The 15,789-nt window shown below is 77.1% G+C and carries 14 protein-coding genes; 13 read left to right on the top strand and 1 reads right to left on the bottom strand.

Annotated features, from left to right (window positions below; all coding sequences use genetic code 11):
• Positions 1-75 precede the first annotated feature (75 nt).
• The 10 genes from Ae331Ps2_RS03640 (at position 76) to Ae331Ps2_RS03595 (ending at position 11,906) form a co-directional block, all read left to right on the top strand.
• A complete protein-coding gene (locus Ae331Ps2_RS03640) occupies positions 76-1,368 on the top strand; it encodes an O-antigen ligase (RefSeq protein WP_075310696.1) in 1,293 nt (430 codons plus the stop codon).
• Positions 1,365-3,365, top strand: a complete 2,001-nt coding sequence (locus Ae331Ps2_RS32425) for a glycosyltransferase (protein ID WP_075310698.1) — start codon at positions 1,365-1,367, stop codon at positions 3,363-3,365. The genes Ae331Ps2_RS03640 and Ae331Ps2_RS32425 overlap by 4 nt, the downstream gene beginning before the upstream one ends.
• Before the next feature lie 189 nt (positions 3,366-3,554).
• Positions 3,555-4,196, top strand: a complete 642-nt coding sequence (locus tag Ae331Ps2_RS03630) for an HNH endonuclease (protein WP_369804849.1) — start codon at positions 3,555-3,557, stop codon at positions 4,194-4,196.
• A 144-nt stretch (positions 4,197-4,340) separates the two neighbouring features.
• Complete coding sequence (locus tag Ae331Ps2_RS03625) at positions 4,341-5,240, top strand: DUF4397 domain-containing protein (protein ID WP_020624111.1); 900 nt, start codon at positions 4,341-4,343, stop codon at positions 5,238-5,240.
• A gap of 9 nt (positions 5,241-5,249) precedes the next feature.
• Positions 5,250-6,113, top strand: a complete 864-nt coding sequence (locus tag Ae331Ps2_RS03620; RefSeq protein WP_249265638.1) for a sortase domain-bontaining protein — start codon at positions 5,250-5,252, stop codon at positions 6,111-6,113.
• A 47-nt stretch (positions 6,114-6,160) separates the two neighbouring features.
• On the top strand, positions 6,161-7,384 hold the full coding sequence (locus Ae331Ps2_RS03615; protein ID WP_075310702.1) for a glycosyltransferase: 1,224 nt from the start codon (positions 6,161-6,163) through the stop codon (positions 7,382-7,384).
• Complete coding sequence (locus Ae331Ps2_RS03610; protein ID WP_139318952.1) at positions 7,381-8,403, top strand: hypothetical protein; 1,023 nt, start codon at positions 7,381-7,383, stop codon at positions 8,401-8,403. Before Ae331Ps2_RS03615 ends, Ae331Ps2_RS03610 begins: the two co-directional genes overlap by 4 nt.
• Position 8,404: 1 nt before the next feature.
• Positions 8,405-9,937 (top strand): oligosaccharide flippase family protein, encoded by a 1,533-nt coding sequence (locus tag Ae331Ps2_RS03605; RefSeq protein ID WP_075310704.1) that lies wholly within the window; start codon positions 8,405-8,407, stop codon positions 9,935-9,937.
• Complete coding sequence (locus Ae331Ps2_RS03600; protein ID WP_075310706.1) at positions 9,913-10,794, top strand: bifunctional 2-polyprenyl-6-hydroxyphenol methylase/3-demethylubiquinol 3-O-methyltransferase UbiG; 882 nt, start codon at positions 9,913-9,915, stop codon at positions 10,792-10,794. The genes Ae331Ps2_RS03605 and Ae331Ps2_RS03600 overlap by 25 nt, the downstream gene beginning before the upstream one ends.
• A complete protein-coding gene (locus Ae331Ps2_RS03595) occupies positions 10,791-11,906 on the top strand; it encodes a glycosyltransferase family 4 protein (protein ID WP_075310708.1) in 1,116 nt (371 codons plus the stop codon). Before Ae331Ps2_RS03600 ends, Ae331Ps2_RS03595 begins: the two co-directional genes overlap by 4 nt.
• Before the next feature lie 14 nt (positions 11,907-11,920).
• Here Ae331Ps2_RS03595 and Ae331Ps2_RS03590 read toward each other — a convergent pair whose 3' ends face one another.
• The gene (locus tag Ae331Ps2_RS03590) at positions 11,921-13,147 is read right to left on the bottom strand and encodes a putative glycoside hydrolase (protein ID WP_075310710.1); all 1,227 of its coding nucleotides are present in this window, start codon (positions 13,145-13,147) and stop codon (positions 11,921-11,923) included.
• A gap of 44 nt (positions 13,148-13,191) precedes the next feature.
• Here Ae331Ps2_RS03590 and Ae331Ps2_RS03585 point away from each other — a divergent pair, with 44 nt between their 5' ends.
• The 3 genes from Ae331Ps2_RS03585 (at position 13,192) to Ae331Ps2_RS03575 (ending at position 15,774) form a co-directional block, all read left to right on the top strand.
• Positions 13,192-13,935, top strand: a complete 744-nt coding sequence (locus Ae331Ps2_RS03585) for an SDR family oxidoreductase (RefSeq protein ID WP_075310712.1) — start codon at positions 13,192-13,194, stop codon at positions 13,933-13,935.
• Positions 13,936-14,086: 151 nt separating this feature from the next.
• Entirely contained in the window at positions 14,087-14,677 is a 591-nt protein-coding gene (locus tag Ae331Ps2_RS03580) for a dTDP-4-dehydrorhamnose 3,5-epimerase family protein (protein WP_075312907.1), read from the top strand.
• Positions 14,674-15,774 (top strand): class I SAM-dependent methyltransferase, encoded by a 1,101-nt coding sequence (locus Ae331Ps2_RS03575; protein WP_075310714.1) that lies wholly within the window; start codon positions 14,674-14,676, stop codon positions 15,772-15,774. The genes Ae331Ps2_RS03580 and Ae331Ps2_RS03575 overlap by 4 nt, the downstream gene beginning before the upstream one ends.
• Positions 15,775-15,789 lie beyond the last annotated feature (15 nt).

Here is a 15,789-nt window from a genome sequence, read left to right as displayed (position 1 = left end):
CGAGCGGTAACGATCCCTGGTGAACGGCCGAATGCACCGCAGTACGGATCACGGCGGGCGGCGGGCGGAGGCGGGATGGTGCAGCGGACCGCACCGGCCGGGGTGGTCCTGCGGGACACCGGCCCGCGGCCCGGCACCCCGCTGGTGCAGGAGATCGCCACCCGCACGCCGCTGGCCCGGCTGCTGCAGGGGCTCGTGTTCCTGACCGTGGGCGTGGCCTCCTGCGAGGGGTACCTGCTCGACATCAACGACGTCGTCACCAAGCTCCCCGCGGCGACGCTCGTGCTCGTGTGGCTGGTGGCCCGGCTGCGCCCGTTCCGGCTGCCGCGCTTCCACCCGGTCCACGTGCCGCTCGCCGTGCTCGCCGTGGCCGTGCTCGCCTCGACCGCGGTGCACGCCGGCGACACCTTCACCATGAGCTACGCCCAGCGCTGGGTGTCGTTCCTGGTCACCGTGACGGTGCTGATCGACGTCTGCTCCCGCGAGGTCCCGGTGCGGGTGCCGGTGTGGGCCTCGGTCACCGGCGCGACCGTCGCCGCGAGCGGGGCCCTGTGGAGCTTCCTCATCGAGGGCTCGCCGCGGGCGACCGGGCCGCTGGAGGACCCCAACGACCTGGCCTACGTGCTGGTCTCGGCGGTGCCGCTGCTGCTCGCGCTGTGGCTGCGCCCTCCGCGCCGGGACGGGCCTGAGCGCGCACCCCGGGCCGCGCAGGTGCTGGTCGGGGTGCTGCTGGTGCTGCTCGTGCTGGGGGCGGCGGTGACCGTGTCCCGCGGCGGCATGATCGCGCTCGTCGTCGCCATGGTGTGGCTGACGGTGCGCGGGGCGATCGCGCCCCGGGTGCTCGCCGCGGCCGCCGTCGCCGTCGTGGTCGCGGGGGTCGGGCTGGTCGCCGGCTTCGGTGACGACGTCGGCCGCGCGCTCTCCCAGAAGGACCAGGTCGCCGCCTCCAACATCGACAGCCGGGCGCTGCGCTGGGAGGTGGCGGCCACACTGCTGCCCGAGCAACCGCTGCTCGGTGTCGGGCCCGGAGGGTTCCGCTCGCACTACCTCGCGGCGTCCCACAACGCCGAGCTGGAGGAGCAGACCCCGGTCGCCCACAACATGTACGTCGAGGTCGCCGCCGAGCTCGGGGTGCTCGGTCTGGCCGGCTTCGTCGGGATGATCGCGGCGGCGCTGTGGTCGGCCGAGCGGGCGGTCCGGGCCGCCGGCCCCGGCCCCGGGCGGCTGCTGCCGCTGGCCGTGCAGACCGCGCTCATCGCGGTCTGCGTCGCCTCGACGTTCCTGTCCGAGCAGTACTACATGCCCCTGTGGGCACTGACCGCCGCGGCCTGCGCCGTGGGCCTGCGCAGCGAGGGAGCGATCCGGTGAAGGTCCTGCAGGTCGTCAACGAGATGGGGACCGGGGGAGCGGAGCGCGTCGTCGCCGACCTCGCCCGGCACGGGACCGGCCTCGGCTGGGACACCGTGGTCCTGTCCTCGGGTGGGGTGCGGGCCGACGAGCTGGCCGCGCAGGGGTACCGCACCGAGACGATGCCGCTGGTACGCCGCACCCCGGTGGGGATCCTGCGCGGGGCCCTCGCCGTGGCCGCCGCCCTCCGGCGGCACCGCCCGGACGTCGTGCTCGCCCACAACGTGCTGGTCGGGCTGGTCTGCCGGCTCGCCGCGCACACCCGGCGCCGCCGACCGACGCTGGTGACGGTGTTCCACGGCGTCGCCGCCGACGACTACCCGGCCGCGGCCCGGCTGCTGTCGGGCGCCGCCGACGTCGTGGTCGCGGTGTCCGCGGCGGTCGCCGACCGGCTGCGTGCCGCGGGCCTGCACGACACCCGGATCGCGGTGCTGCGCAACGCCGTCACCCCGCCGGTGCTGCCCGCCCGGGCCGACGCCCGGCGCGCCCTCGGCCTGCCCGACGACGTCGGCGTCGCACTGTGCGCGGCCCGGCTGGTCCCGCAGAAGCGCCACGACGTGCTGCTCGACGCCTGGCGCGCGGTGCGGGGCGGGCCGGTGCTGCTGCTCGCCGGGGACGGCCCGCTGAGCGCCGGGCTCGAGGAACGCGTCGCGGACCTGGGTGACCGGGTGCGGTTCCTCGGCGCCCGCGACGACATACCCACCCTGCTCGCCGCCGCCGACGTCGCCGTGCTGACCAGCGACTGGGAGGGCCTGCCGATGGTCGTCCTGGAGGCGATGGCCGCCGGGCTCCCGGTGGTCGCCACCGACGTCGACGGGGTCCGCGAGGCGCTCGGCCCGCGCGCCGACGCACCCGCGGCGGGGCTGCTCGTACCGCCGGGCGACCCGGCCGCGGTCGCCGCCGCGCTGAACGGGCTGGCCGACCCGCGCCGCCGCGGGGCACTGGCCGCGGCCGGGCGGGCCCGGGTGGCTGCCGAGCACGACCCGGCCGCGCTGGCCGCCGACTACGACGCGCTGCTCCACGACGCCCGTGCCGCGGGCGCCGGCGGGCCCGGCCGGTTCTGGCTGGCCGGCGTCGCCGCCCTGGCCGGGCTCGCGACGACGGCCGCGGTGCTGCTGGCCGTCGCGCTCGGACCGGTCACCCAGCAGGCCAGCGTCACGCTGGTGGCCCGCCCGGACGTCGGAGCGACCGTCTCGCTGGACCCGGCCCGCCCCGTGGTCTCGACCAGCTACGGCGAGGTCGTCTCGCTGGCCCTGCCCGCGTTGCCCGAGATCGTGACCGGGCCGTCGCTGCTGGGCCGGGCGGCCGCGGCGGTGCCCGGCGGTCCCGACCCCGAGCAGCTGCGCCGCGCCGTGTCGGTCGAGCTGGTCCCGGCGTCGGGGCTGGCGCGGATCTCGGTGCGCGACCCCGACCCGGGCCGTGCGGAGGCGCTGGCCGAGGCCGTCGTCGACCAGGTCGTGGCGGCCGACGTCCTCGACCCGGCCGGGCGGCTGGTGCCGGTCGACACCCGGGCCGCGGTCACCCCGGTCGCCACCTCGACCACGCTGGCCGCGGCGCTCGCGCTGCTCGCGGGGATCGTCGTCGCCGTCGTGACGGGGGCGGCGCTGCTGCCCCGCCGACGTGCCACCCCGCACTCGGGACTGCTGCGCGCCGTCGCCGCGTCGGGCCGCGGCCCGGTCGCGGTGCTGGATGCGGCGGACCCGGTGCTCGTCGACCGGATCCGGCTGCTGGCGGGGCCGGACCGCACCCGGGTGGTGCCGGCCGGTCCCGGCCTGGAGACCGACGCCCGGCGGATCACCGAGGCACTCGCGCTGCGCGACGGTCCGGTGGCCGGCCCGGCGCGGCCCGGCGCGGTCGTGGCACTCGCGGACCCGCGGCGCACCCGCACCGAGGACCTCACCGGTGTCCTCACGGCCGTCCCGGAGCGGGATCGGGTGCTGGCGGTCGTCCTGACCTGACCTGGTCCGATCCGACGAACGGTCGCGCGGACCCGGAGGGCCGTCGTGCGGCACCGGCGGGCGGGTGTGCGGTCCCGGGGCGCCCGCGCCGCGCGGTCACCTCCCCGAGGCCGCGTTATCACCCTCGCGTAACCGGGCTTCCGTATGGTCGACTACATCACGGACCTCGTGCGTTCCGGAGGTGGTCGCGTGCCGTACCGACAACCCGTCCCCAGTGGTGCCGAGATGATCGTCCCTGGCGACCTGAGAGCGGTCGACCCGCTCCCCGACGATCCCGTCCCGGCACCGGGGACCGAGCCGCCGACCACGGCTCGCATCCCGGCGGGGTCCCGGGTCCTGCTCCTCAACGCCAGCTTCGAACCGCTGGCCGTCGTCACGTCGAAACGTGCGATCTGCCTGCTGCTCTCCGGCAAGGCCGAGTGCCTCCAGGAGGCGCTCGAGGGGGCGGAGTTCCGCTCCGAGTCCCTCTCGCTCCCCGCCCCGTCGGTACTGCGCCTGTCCCGCTACGTCCGGGTGCCCTACCGCCGCGTCGTCCCCATGACCCGGGCCGGTGTGCTGCGCCGCGACGCCCGCCGCTGCGCCTACTGCGGCAAACGTGCCGACACGATCGACCACGTCGTCCCGCGCAGCCGCGGCGGGGCGCACAGCTGGGAGAACTGCGTCGCCGCCTGCAAGGCCTGCAACTCCCGCAAGGCCGACCGGCTGATCGAGGAGATCGGCTGGACGCTGCGCACCACTCCGGCACCGCCGGCCCGCAACGGGGCCGGGGTCCTGGTGCTGGCCGTGGAGCCGCTGCCGGCCTGGGAACCGTGGTTGACCGCCGCCGCGTGAGCCGCTCGTCCACGGTCGGGCACGCAGAGTGACGAACTTGGCCACTATGCCCTGATCGTGGGTAGTCTCGCTGTCGAGATCGTTGCATTCAGTAATGCGATGGACTCGGCGACCGAGCCGGACACGGGGCGGGGGGAGAGCGGGATGCACGGGCGGAGCGGGCGTGAACGGGCCGCCGTCCTCGTGGGCACGGTCCTGCTCGCGATGGCGGTCGGACTGGCGTTCGCGCCGGTCGCGGGCGCGGCGCAGCCGACAGGGCAGCTGCGGCTCGGCCACCTGTCGCCGGGGACCGGCGCCGTCGTCGCGACGATCTCCGGCCCCGAGGGCGCGGGCTCGACCGAGCAGGTCGTCGCCCGGGACGCCGCGTACGGCGACGTCACCGGCTACCTGCGGCTCGTCCCGGGTCGTTACACGGTGACCATGCGCCCGGTCGGGAGTGACCCGGCCGGGCCGGCCCCGCTGTCGGCGGGGCTGCAGATCGCACCCGGCACCACGCAGTCGCTGTTCTTCTTCGACACCGGCTCCGGCCAGGTCCGCGGTGACCTCGTCCCCGACGACCTGACCGCGCCCGCCGCCGGCTCCGGCCGGGTCCGGATCGTCCAGGGCGTCCGGACGCCCACCCCGCTGCAGGCCCTGGCGGTCGGCGGCCCCCGGCTGGCGACCGACCTCGCCTACGGCGCCGTCACCGACTACGCGACCGTCGCGGCCCGCACCTGGGACGTGCGCCTGTCCTCCGGCGCCGCGACCGAGGCCGCACAGCTCCCGGTCGGCGCCGGGTCGGTCACCACGGTCGTCGTGACCGGTGGCCCCGGCGGGGCGCTCACGGCGCACCCGATCACCGACACCCCCGGCCTGCCGGTCGGCCCCGCGCCCGCCGCCGCTCACGGCGGCGTCCCGCCGCCCCGCGGCGGCGTCCCCGCCGGTGCCGGCGGCACGGCGGACGACGACGGCCCTGGCGTGCTGCCACTGGTGCTGTGCCTGCTCGCGGCGCCCGTCCTCGTCTACGGGACCTCGGTGCTCCGCGCCGCCCGCCGCAGGGGCTGAACGGTGGCCGTGCCGCGGACCGAGAGCACCCGCACCGAGGGCACCCGTCCCGACGGAACCCCCGACCCGACCTGGCTCGACGCGACCGGCCTGCCCTGGCGGGCGCCGCTGCGCACGCCGACCGCCCCTGCCTGGACCCCGCCGCTGCGGACCCCGCCCGGGCCGGTCCGGCGGCTGCGGGCGGCGGCGTCCGGGGTGGGCGCGTCCGCGCGCGCCGGGGTCGCCCGAACCCCGGGCGGGCCCGCGGCCCGGGCCGCCGTCGCCGCCGCGGTGCTCGCGCTGCCGCTGGTCCCGGTGCTGACCCCGGCGGCGGAGCCGGGGCCGTCGTTGCCGCCGGTGGTCACCGCCGCCTCGGTCACCGGGCCGTCCGCCCCGGAGGCGACCCGCGCCGCCACCGTCGCGACGACCGGGTCCCGGGCCGCGCGTCCGGTCGCGCCGCCGTCCGGGCTGGTGGTCCCCGTGATCGGACTGACCGCCGGCGCACCGGAACAGCTGGTCGTCGGCCCGGACGGGACGCTCGGCGCCCCGGTCGACTTCGGCCGGATCGGCTGGTGGGCCGCCGGTCCCCGGCCCGGCCAGGCCGGGCCCGCGGTGATCGTCGGGCACGTCGACTCGGTCGCCGGGCCCGCGGTGTTCTGGCGGCTGCGCGACATCCCGGTCGGCGCGCAGATCGTCGTCCCGCGCACCGACGGCAAGCGGACCACCTTCACCGTCGACCGGGTCGCGACCTACCCGAAGGACGCCTTCCCCGCCGCCGAGGTCTACGGCGGCACCGCGAACGCCCAGCTCCGGCTGATCACCTGCGGCGGGTCGTTCGACCGTGCCGTCCGCTCCTACACCGACAACATCGTCGTGTTCGCGTCCGTCCACTGAACCTCCATGCCGCCACGCCGCCACCGACCGCACCCCGCGGAGCCCCGATGAGCCGCCCCCTACGCGTCCTGCACGTCAGCCAGCCCGTCGACGGCGGGGTGGCCGCCGTCGTGCGCACGCTGTGCGCCGACCAGCACGAGCGCGGCTGGGACGTCAGCCTCGCCTGCCCCGACGGTCCGCTCGCCGACGCCGCCCGCGGTGCCGGTGTGCCGGTACGGACCTGGCAGGCGACCCGTTCGCCCGGCCGGTCGGTCCTCGCGGAGGTCCGCGCGCTCGCCCGGATCGTGGCCCGCACCGCACCGGACGTCGTGCACCTGCACTCGTCGAAGGCCGGGCTGGCCGGGCGGCTCGCCGTCCGCGGTCGGGTCCCGACGATCGTCCAGCCGCACGCCTGGTCCTTCGACGCCGTCGCCGGGCCCCTCGCCCGCGCCGCCCGGACCTGGGAACGGGTCGGCGCCCGCTGGACCTCCCTGCTGCTGTGCGTCTCCGCCGACGAGCTCGCCACCGGCCGCGCGGCGGGGATCGGCGGTGCCGCGGTCGTCGTCCCGAACGGGGTCGACCTCGACCGGTTCACCGCGGGCGGGCCGGACGACGCCCGCTCCGTGCTCGGCCTCGGACCGGGGCCGTGGGCGCTGTGCCTGGGCCGGGTCACCGAGCAGAAGGGCCAGGACCTGCTGCTCGACGCCTGGCCGTCGGTCCGTGCCCGGGTTCCCGGTGCGCGGCTGCTGGTCGTCGGCGACGGACCGGACGCCGACGCGCTGCGGGCACGCTGCGCGGCCGACCCGGTGCTGCGGGACTCGGTGCTGCTGCACCCGCCGACGACCGACCCCGCGCCGTACCACCGGGCCGCGGACGTCGTGGTGCTGCCGTCGCGGTGGGAGGGCATGCCGCTGGTGGCGCTGGAGGCGATGGCCAGCGCTCGACCGGTCGTCGGCTTCGCGGTGACCGGGATGGCCGAGGCGGTCGGACCGGCCGGGCGGACCGTCCCGCCCGGCGACGTGCCCGCGCTCGCCGACGCGATCGCCCTGCGGCTCGCCGCGCCCGGCCTGGCCGCCGGGGAGGGCCGGGCGGCCCGCGCCCGGGCCGAGGAGCTGTTCGACCGGAGCCGGGTGACGGCCCGGGTCGCCGCGCTCGTCGCCGAGCTGGTCGCTGGGGAGTGGCCCATGTCATCCCCGCCGGAGACGGCTCCGGGAAACGGATCGACGGCCGGGAACGAGTCAGGGGAAGCCGGGAGATCGACAGGACCGCCCGGTGGGGGAGGAACGTGGTGAGCAGGTCGAACGGTGTGGTGCGCGATCGGCACGCCCCGGGCACGACGCCTCTGGGCCCCGCCCAGCCGCCCACCCGCACGGCCCCGGCCGCCGGGCCGCGCCGCCCGGGACTGCGCGTCGCCGCGGTCGCGGTGCTCGTGGGCCTGCTGGTGGCTGCGCTCGTCGCGGGGGTGTTCGCGGTGCTGCCCGGCCGCTGGGAGGGTCGGGTGGGGCTGCTCGCCCTGCCCTCGGGCTCCACCGGTTCCGCGCTGATCAGCGAGTCCGGGGTGTCCACCAGCTACGGCGAGGTCGTCACCCTGGCGATGCCCTCGATCGCGGACCTGGTGACCTCCCCGTCGACCCTCGACGCCGTCGCCGCCGCGGTGCCCGGGAGTCCGGCCCCCACCGAGTTGGCCGATGACGTGTCGGTGGAGCTGCTCGCCGGCTCCGGTGTGGCCAGGGTGTCGGTCTCGGCGGGGTCCCCGGAGCTCGCCGCGCGCCTGGCCGAGGCCTTCGCCGGCCGCGTCGCCGCCGCCGACCTCCTCGCCCCGGCCGGGACGTTGCGGGTCCTCGACCGGCAGGCCACCCTGCTGGAGAAGGGCCCGGACCTCACGCTCGGCGTCGGGCTGGGCCTGATCGCCGGGACGCTCGCCGGGCTGGGCACCGCCGTGGTGCTGGTCGGCCGGATGCGTGCCCGCCGCGGGGACGTGCGCCGCTCGGTGCTCTCGACGCTGGTCGCGGCCGGGCACGGGATCGTCCCGGTGCTGAGCGCCCGCGACCCCGACGCCGGCGAGCGCCTGCTCGTGCTGGCCCGCGCCGCGGGCGGCCCGGTCCAGGTCGCTGCCGGGTCGCCCGGCGTCGCCGACGCGGTGCTCGCTCTGCAGGCCGACCTGGCCCGGGAACCCGGCGGTCGTGCGGGCGGGCGGGCCGACGAGTCGCTCGTGCTCGTCGTCGACCGGGCCGCCGACGGGGCCGACCTGGACGCGGTGGTCCGCTCCCTGCGCCCGGGCACCCGGGTGCTCGCCGCCGTCGTGTCCTGAGATGACCGTGACCCCGACCGGGGCCGACACCGGGTCCGCCTCCGGTCTCGCCCGCAGCGCCACCCGCGGGACCCTGTGGCTCGGCCTGGTCAACCTGCTGGCCAAGGGCAGCCAGATCGTCCTGACGGTCGTGCTCGCCGCGTTCCTCACCGAGTCCGAGCTCGGCCTGGTCACCGTCGCCGTCGCGCTGATCGGCGTCGGGCAGGTCGTGCAGTCGATGGGCGTCTTCGACATCGTCGCCCGCACCGACCGCGACCCCGGCACGATGGCCGGCGTCCTCATGACGATCTCGGTCGGCATCGGGGTGCTGCTGGCGCTGGCCGGGCTGCTCGGCGCCGCCCCGATCGCGGCGGCGATGGGCGCGCCGCACGCCGAACCGCTCGTGCGGATCGCGTCGCTGTCGCTGCCGTTCACCGCGGCCGGCGGCGTGCAGATGGGGCTCATGCACCGGAGCCTGCAGTTCCGCCGCCGGATGGTCCCCGACGTCGGGTCCGCGCTGGTCTCCTCGGTGCTCGCGGTCTCGCTCGCGGCGGGCGGGTTCGGCGCGCTGTCGCTGCCGGTCGGTCTGCTCGCCGGTGCGGTTGCGCTGCCGCTGCTCGGGATCGCCGCCGGGGTGCGGATCCGCCCCGGCTGGGACACCGCGGCCGCCGCCGAGGCGCTGCGCTGGACCCGGGTCGTCGGCCCGGGCGCGGTCGTCGCGGTGCTGCTGGTGAACGTCGACTACCTCGCCGTGTCCCGCACACTCGGCCCGCACGCGGTCGGCGTGTACTCGCTGGGCTTCCGGATCGCCTGGGCGCCGTACGTGATGGTGTCGCTGGTGCTGGGTGCGGTGTCGTTCCCGGTGTACGCCCGGCTGCGCCGTGAGCGCCGGGACCTGCGGCCCGCGGTCACCCGGTTCGTCCGGGCGCTGCTCGTGCTCGCCGGGGTGCCCTACGTGGCCTTCGCCCTGCTCGCCGAACGGATCGTCGTGCTCGACGGCCGCTGGGCCCCGGCGGCCCCGGTACTCGTCGTGCTCTGCGGGTACGGCCTCGGTTTCGGCCTGCAGTACATGCTGCAGGAGGTCGTGCGGGCCGTGGACCGGCCGGGTGCCTACCTGCTGCTGCAGCTCGCGCACCTGGCGCTGCTGGTCGCCGGGCTGGCGCTGCTGGTCCCCCACGGCGTCGTCGCGACGGCCTGGGCGCAGCTCGTCGCGGTGTGGCTGGTGGTCCCGCCCGCGCTGCTCGTGCTGTACCGGGCCGGTGGCCTCCCCCGGCCGTGGCCGGTGCTGCGGACCGTGGGCGGGCTGGCCGCGGCGCTCGCCGCGGGCGAGCTCGCCGACCTCGCCGTCCGCGCCGCGGGGGCCGACGACCCGGCCTCGGTGCCCGCGTTGCTGGCGGCCGGCACCGTCGTCGTCGTGACGGTGGCCGCCGTCGCCGCGGTGACCAACCTCGACCTGCTGCGCGACCTGCGCGGTGGGCTTCGCGACGCCCCGGACGACGGGGCCCGCCCGACCGACCCGGAGGTGGGAACATGCTCGCACCCGCAGAGCGGCTGAGCGCGTTCGTCGAGTGGCCCGACGAGCCGCTCCACGTCGGCGGCACCCCGGTGTACGTCGACTTCGCCACCAGCGTCCTCGACAAGGACCGGCTGCTCGCCGGCGGCGCCGCCAGCGAGATCGACCGGGGGCACGGCGCGCTCGCCGCGCTGCGCCGGAACCTGCGCCGGATCACCAACCCCGACAGCGGCACCCGTCGCAACCTCGACGTGTTCCTCGACCGGCTCCGCGCCCGGCACCCCCGCCCGACGGTGCTCGTCGTCGGGGGCGGGGAGATCGGCAACGGCGCGGACCGGCTCTACTCCGACGCGGGCGTCGAGGTCCTCGCCTTCGACATCTACGCGAGCCCGCACGTGCAGTTCGTCGCCGACGGGCACCGCATCCCGTTCGCCGCCGGGGTCGTGCACGGCGTGGTGGTGCAGGCCGTGTTGGAGCACGTGCTCGATCCGGCGACGGTCGTCGCCGAGATCCACCGCGTGCTCGTCCCGGGCGGTCTCGTCTACGCCGAGACGCCGTTCCTGCAGCAGGTCCACGAGGGCCCCTACGACTTCACCCGGTTCACCGAGTCCGGCCACCGCTGGCTGTTCCGCGGCTTCGACCGCATCGGGTCCGGGGTGGTCGGCGGGCCCGGCGTGCAGCTGATCTGGACGATCGGTGCCGTCGTGACCGGCCTGACCCGCTCCCGCGCCGCCGGGCGGGCGGTGCGGCTGGCCCTGTCCTGGCTGCGTCTGCTGGACCGCGTCATCCCGGAGCCCTTCCAGTCCGACGGCGCCAGCGGCGTGTGGTTCCTGGGGGCGCGCTCGGACACCCCGCTGCCCGCGTCGGCGATGCCCGGCGAGTACCGGGGCGCCCAGTGAGCCCCGCGGGGCCGCCGCGCGTCGCGTTCGTCCTCACCCAGGACCGGGGCGGCCCGGTCGAGGTGTGCCTGACGCTGGCCCGCGAGCTCCACCGCACCGGTGCCGCCACGGTCCGGGTGTTCGGCCCGCGGCCCGCCCGGGGGCCCGGCGTACCGGCCGAGGTGTTCACCGAGTCGGGGGTGGGGGACAAGACCGACGTCGCCGCGGCCCGTGCGCTGCTCGCCCGGATCGACGACTGGGGCCCGGACCTGGTGCACGCCCACGACCGCCGCGCCGGCCTCGTCCTCGCGACGACGGCGTGGCGCCGCCGCCGCCCGTGGCTGCTGCAGACCTACCACGGGGTCCCCGAGGACGTCGGCGAGGCGTGGTTCCGCGGCACCGCCGCAGCGCCCGCCCCGTCCCGCTACACCCGCGCGACGCTCGCCGCGGACGCCGTCGTCGGGCGGGTGCTGGACCGCACCGTGGTCTGCGCCGAACCGATGCGCCGGTTCCTGTCCGGGCGGCTGCGGGTGCCCGCGCGCCGCCTCGTGCACATCGACAACGGCCTGGATCTCGGCCCGCCCCACCCGCCCGCCGGGCCGGTGCGTCACCTCCTCACGGCCGGGCTCCTGCTGCCCCGCAAGGGGATCACCGACCTGATCGACGCGGTGGAGCGGCCAGGGGTGTTCCCCGCCGACGCGACGCTGACCGTCGTCGGCGACGGCCCCGAGCGCGCCGCGATCGAGGCCCGCGCGGCCGCCTCGGGCGGCCGGATCCGGCTGCTCGGGTTCCGCACCGACGTGCCGGAGCTGATGCGTGCCGCGGACGCCGTCGTCGTGCCGTCGCGGATGGAGCAGCAACCGCTGGTCGTGATCGAGGCGATGGCCGCGGGCAAGCCGGTGCTCGCCACCGACACCGGCGACACCACGACGATGCTCGCCGCCCCCGGCGCCGCCCGCTTCACCGCCGCCCCGGGCGACCCGGAGTCACTGGCGACGGCGTTGCGCGCGCTGTTCGCCGACCCCGACCCGGGCCTGACCGGGAAGCTGCTCGCCGCCCGGGCCGCCGAGCGGTACTCGGCGTCGGCGTCGGCCCGGTCGCACCTGGCGCTCTACCGCTCGCTGCTCGGCTGACCGGGGTGGGCGGGTCAGCGTCGCACCAGGATCGTCGCGTCGGCGGATCCGATGCTCACCGTGTCCCCGATCTGGCCCCCGTCGAGGGTCCGCAGCCCGCCCGGGGCCGGCACCTCGGCGTCGTCGGGGGTGGGGTTGAGCGCCACCCAGCCGCCGGCGAACCCGCGGGTCCACACACCGGTGCGTCCGTCGCGGACCGCGGGTCCGGTCGCCGCGCCCAGGTCGAGCGACCGGTAGCCGGACCACTCGGGCAGGGAGTAGTCCCGGGTGGTCGACGGCGTCCAGCAGGAGCGCGACGGCCCGCCGAGCAGCGCGGCCCCGGCGAACCCGGCCCGCTCGGCCGCGCCGGGCCGCGCCTCGGGCCGTCCGGCGGTCGCGGTGACCAGGAGCGTCAGGTCCTGCGGTGGGGCGGCGAGCATCTCCGCCCACTGGTGGCCCTGCCAGGTGGTGAGGGCGCCGTCGTCGCCGTACTGGGCGAAGTTCTCCTCCATCGCCCCGCCGAAGCGCGCGTGCCGGGTCCAGCGGCCGGGGAACAGCCGCGCCTCGGACAGGTTCGGCACGAGCACCTTGCCCTGCTCGCCGAGCGCGGTCCCGGCGCGGGTCACCAGCGCGTCGAGGCCGTCACGCAGCAGGGCGTCGGTGCCGCTGCGGTCGGGGGTCCCGGCGACCACGGCGTCGGAGTAGAAGCGCAGCGAGGACATGTCGTTGTCGGCGAACACCCCGTCCCAGCCGTCGCGGACGGTCTCGGCGACGACGCGGTCGGTCCAGGCCCGCTGGTAGGCCTCGTCCCACACCGCCATCTGCCAGTGCTGCGGGTAGGGCGCCCACTCGATGCGCCGGCCCGCGGTGTCGGTGGCGAACCAGGCCGGGTCGGCGGTGGCGCCGTCGACGCCGGTCGGCAGGAGCCCGCCGTGCAGCCCGACCTCGGCGTAGCCGCGGGTGGAGGACAGGTCCTTGTAGACGAGCAGGACGATCCCCGGGTCCTGGGCGCGCAGCCGTTGCGCGACGTCGGTCTCCCAGGCGTTGAGGACGACGACGCCGTAGCGCCCGGCCGCGTAGCGGACCTGCTCGTCGGTCGGGGTGCCACCGGTGGCGAGCCACAGCCCGCACACCGCGGGGGCGCTCGTGGGCTCGGATCCCGACGGTGCCGGGGGTGCGGCCGCGGCGGCGCAGCCGGCGAGCACCGCCACGACCAGCACGAGCGTGACGAGGACGCGGCGGTGACACACACCTCCGATCATGCCAAGATCCCGGACCCGGGGCGTGGGGGACGGAAGGGACCGTGATGACGGAACAGGCGGTCGTGACGGGCGCGTCGAGCGGGATCGGCGCCGCGTTCGCCCGGGAGCTGGGCCGCCGCGGGGTCCCGGTACTGCTGGTGGCGCGCGACGCGGAGCGGCTCGGCGATGTCGCCGCCGGGGTGCCGCGGTCCCGGACACTCGTCGCCGACCTGGCGACCGACGCCGGTCTGGCCGCCACCGAGCAGGCGATCGCCGAGGCCCCGGTCGGGCTGCTGGTGAACAACGCCGGGACGGCCGGGCCGGGCACGCTCTCCGAGCACACCGACCACGACATCGACGCCCAGGTCGCGCTGAACCTCACCGCCGTGGCGCGGCTCTCCCGGGCCGCGCTGCCCCCGATGCTGCGCCGCGGTAGGGGCGGGGTCGTCATGGTGTCCAGCTCGGCGGCGGTGCACCCCACGGCGGGCACCCCCGTCTACTCGGCGACGAAGGCGGCGGTCGAGGCGCTCGCCGGGGCGCTGCGCCACGAGGCGGCGCCGCACGGGGTGCGGGTGACCGTGGTGCGCCCGGGGTTCACCCGGACCCCGTTCCACGAGCGGCACGGCGAGGACGTGTCCTGGGTCCCGGCGTGGCGGTGGGCGACCCCGGAGCAGGTGGCGTCGGCCGCGCTGGACGCGCAGCGGCGGGACACCGCGGTGGTGGAGGTGCCCGACACCCGGATGCGGGACGCCGCGGGCCGCGTCCTGGGCCCGGTGGTGCGGATGCTCGGCCGCCGCAATCGTCACTGAAGGTCACTGTTCGGTTGCGCAACGCCCCGGTTCCTGCTGGTCTGCGCCGCACGGGCCGTCGTCGTCGCGACACCCCGTAACGTTGATCAGTGGTGGGGCGACCTCGCCCGCGGTGCGGCCGACCGGGCCGCCGGCGGTGGAGGAACCACTGATGGACGTCGAGACGACCGCGATCGAGGGCGTGCTGCTCTTCCGGCCGCGCCCCTTCCGCGACGACCGGGGCTTCTTCTCCCGCACCTACGACGACGCCGTGGCGCGACAGTGGGGCATCACCCGCGCCGACTACGTCCAGGACAGCCAGTCCCGCTCCGGGCACGGCGTGCTCCGCGGGCTGCACGGCCGCAACCACGGGGGCGAGGGCAAGATCATCCGGGTGGCGCACGGCGCGGCGCACCTGGTCGTCGTCGACGGACGACTGGAGTCGCCGACGCTGGGCCGTCACGTCGCCGTCCGGCTCGACGACCGCGACCTGGTCTCGATCCGGGTGCCGCGCCGGATGCTCGTCGGGCTCCAGGTGGTCGGCGAGGTCGCCGACGTCTGCTACGCCATCGACCGCGTGCACGACCCGATCCAGGCCGTCTCGGTGCACTGGGCCGACCCCGACCTCGGCGTCGACTGGCCGATGCCGCCGTCGGCCACCAGCGAACGGGACCGTGTCGCGCCGTCCTGGGCGGACTACCTGCGCACCCTCGACGGCGCTCCGGTCGAGGTCCCCAGCACGCGCGACGAGGGCCGCCGATGACGGCCTGCCGGTTCTGCGCGGGGACCGACGGGGAGGTCGTGCTCGACCTCGGTGTCCAGCCGGACTGCGCGACCTTCCCGCCCGCCGCCGACCCGGGGCCGGACGCGACGTCCCCGTTGCGCATGTGGCTGTGCGACGCCTGCGGGCTGGCCCAGCTCGCCGAGGACCCGGGCGGGGTGGAGGAGGTCGTCGGCCTGGAGCCCGCGGCACTGGTCGAGCAGGGCCGGTCCGCCGTCGCCGCCCTCGCCGCGGCCGGCGTCGTCGGACCGGGGGTGTCCTTCGTCGAGTACGGCAGCCCGCACGGCGGTTCCTGGGTGGCCGACCTCTCCGCGACCGGCGCGACGCCGGTGGCACCGGACGAACCGGCCGACGTCGTCGTCGACAACCTCGGTCTCATGCACGACGCCGACCAGGCCACCGCCGTACGTGAGCGGGCCGCCCGGCTGCGGCCGGGCGGGACGCTGGTGATCGGGTTCCACACGCTGCACGCGATCGTCGAGGGCGCGCAGTGGAACGCCCTGCGCCACGGCCACTTCGCCTACTACTCGACCCCGGCGCTGGTCGGGATGCTGGAGACCGTCGGCCTCGCCGCGGTCCGGGCCTGGTGGTTCCCGCTCTACGGCGGCACCGTGCTGCTCGTCGCGCGGGCGGGCGGCGAGCAGCAGGAGTCGGTGCGGGCGATGGTCGCCGCCGAGGACGCCGCCGGCGTGCGCGACGCGGCGACGGTCTCGTCACTGCAGCGGGCCGCGGACCGGACGACGACGGGTGTGCGGGAGTTCCTGGAGGCCGAGCGCGCCGCCGGTCGCCCGGTGTGGGGCTACAGCGCGGCGTCGCGGGCGGTGGCGCTGCTGTCGCGGGCCGGGATCGGCCCGGACCTGCTGCCCGCGATCGCCGACGGCTCGGTCGCCAAGCAGGGCAGGCGCACACCGGGGACGGCGATCCCGATCGTCGCCCCGGACGCGCTCGTCGCGGCGGCGCCGCGGTCGGTGCTGCTGTTCGTCGACGATCTGCTCCCGGAGATGCGCCGCGCATTGCCGCAGGTGGAGGCGCCCGGCGGCCGGTGGCTGCTCCCCGACACGCTCCCGGTCCGGGCGTGACCCGGCCCGGCCGGC

It is taken from the genome of Pseudonocardia sp. Ae331_Ps2, from assembly GCF_001932405.1.
Taxonomy (GTDB): Bacteria; Actinomycetota; Actinomycetes; order Mycobacteriales; family Pseudonocardiaceae; genus Pseudonocardia.
This window is presented reverse-complemented; position numbering and strand designations above follow the sequence as displayed.

Excerpts from the sequence above, each read along its gene's own strand:
- Ae331Ps2_RS03640 (WP_075310696.1), top strand. The coding sequence starts at position 76 with ATGGTGCAGCGGACCGCACCGGCCGGGGTGGTCCTGCGGGACACCGGC.
- Ae331Ps2_RS03625 (WP_020624111.1), top strand. The coding sequence starts at position 4,341 with ATGCACGGGCGGAGCGGGCGTGAACGGGCCGCCGTCCTCGTGGGCACG.
- Ae331Ps2_RS03615 (WP_075310702.1), top strand. The coding sequence starts at position 6,161 with ATGAGCCGCCCCCTACGCGTCCTGCACGTCAGCCAGCCCGTCGACGGC.
- Ae331Ps2_RS03605 (WP_075310704.1), top strand. The coding sequence starts at position 8,405 with ATGACCGTGACCCCGACCGGGGCCGACACCGGGTCCGCCTCCGGTCTC.
- Ae331Ps2_RS03600 (WP_075310706.1), top strand. The coding sequence starts at position 9,913 with ATGCTCGCACCCGCAGAGCGGCTGAGCGCGTTCGTCGAGTGGCCCGAC.
- Ae331Ps2_RS03590 (WP_075310710.1), bottom strand. The coding sequence starts at position 13,147 with ATGATCGGAGGTGTGTGTCACCGCCGCGTCCTCGTCACGCTCGTGCTG.
- Ae331Ps2_RS03585 (WP_075310712.1), top strand. The coding sequence starts at position 13,192 with ATGACGGAACAGGCGGTCGTGACGGGCGCGTCGAGCGGGATCGGCGCC.
- Ae331Ps2_RS03580 (WP_075312907.1), top strand. The coding sequence starts at position 14,087 with ATGGACGTCGAGACGACCGCGATCGAGGGCGTGCTGCTCTTCCGGCCG.
- Ae331Ps2_RS03575 (WP_075310714.1), top strand. The coding sequence starts at position 14,674 with ATGACGGCCTGCCGGTTCTGCGCGGGGACCGACGGGGAGGTCGTGCTC.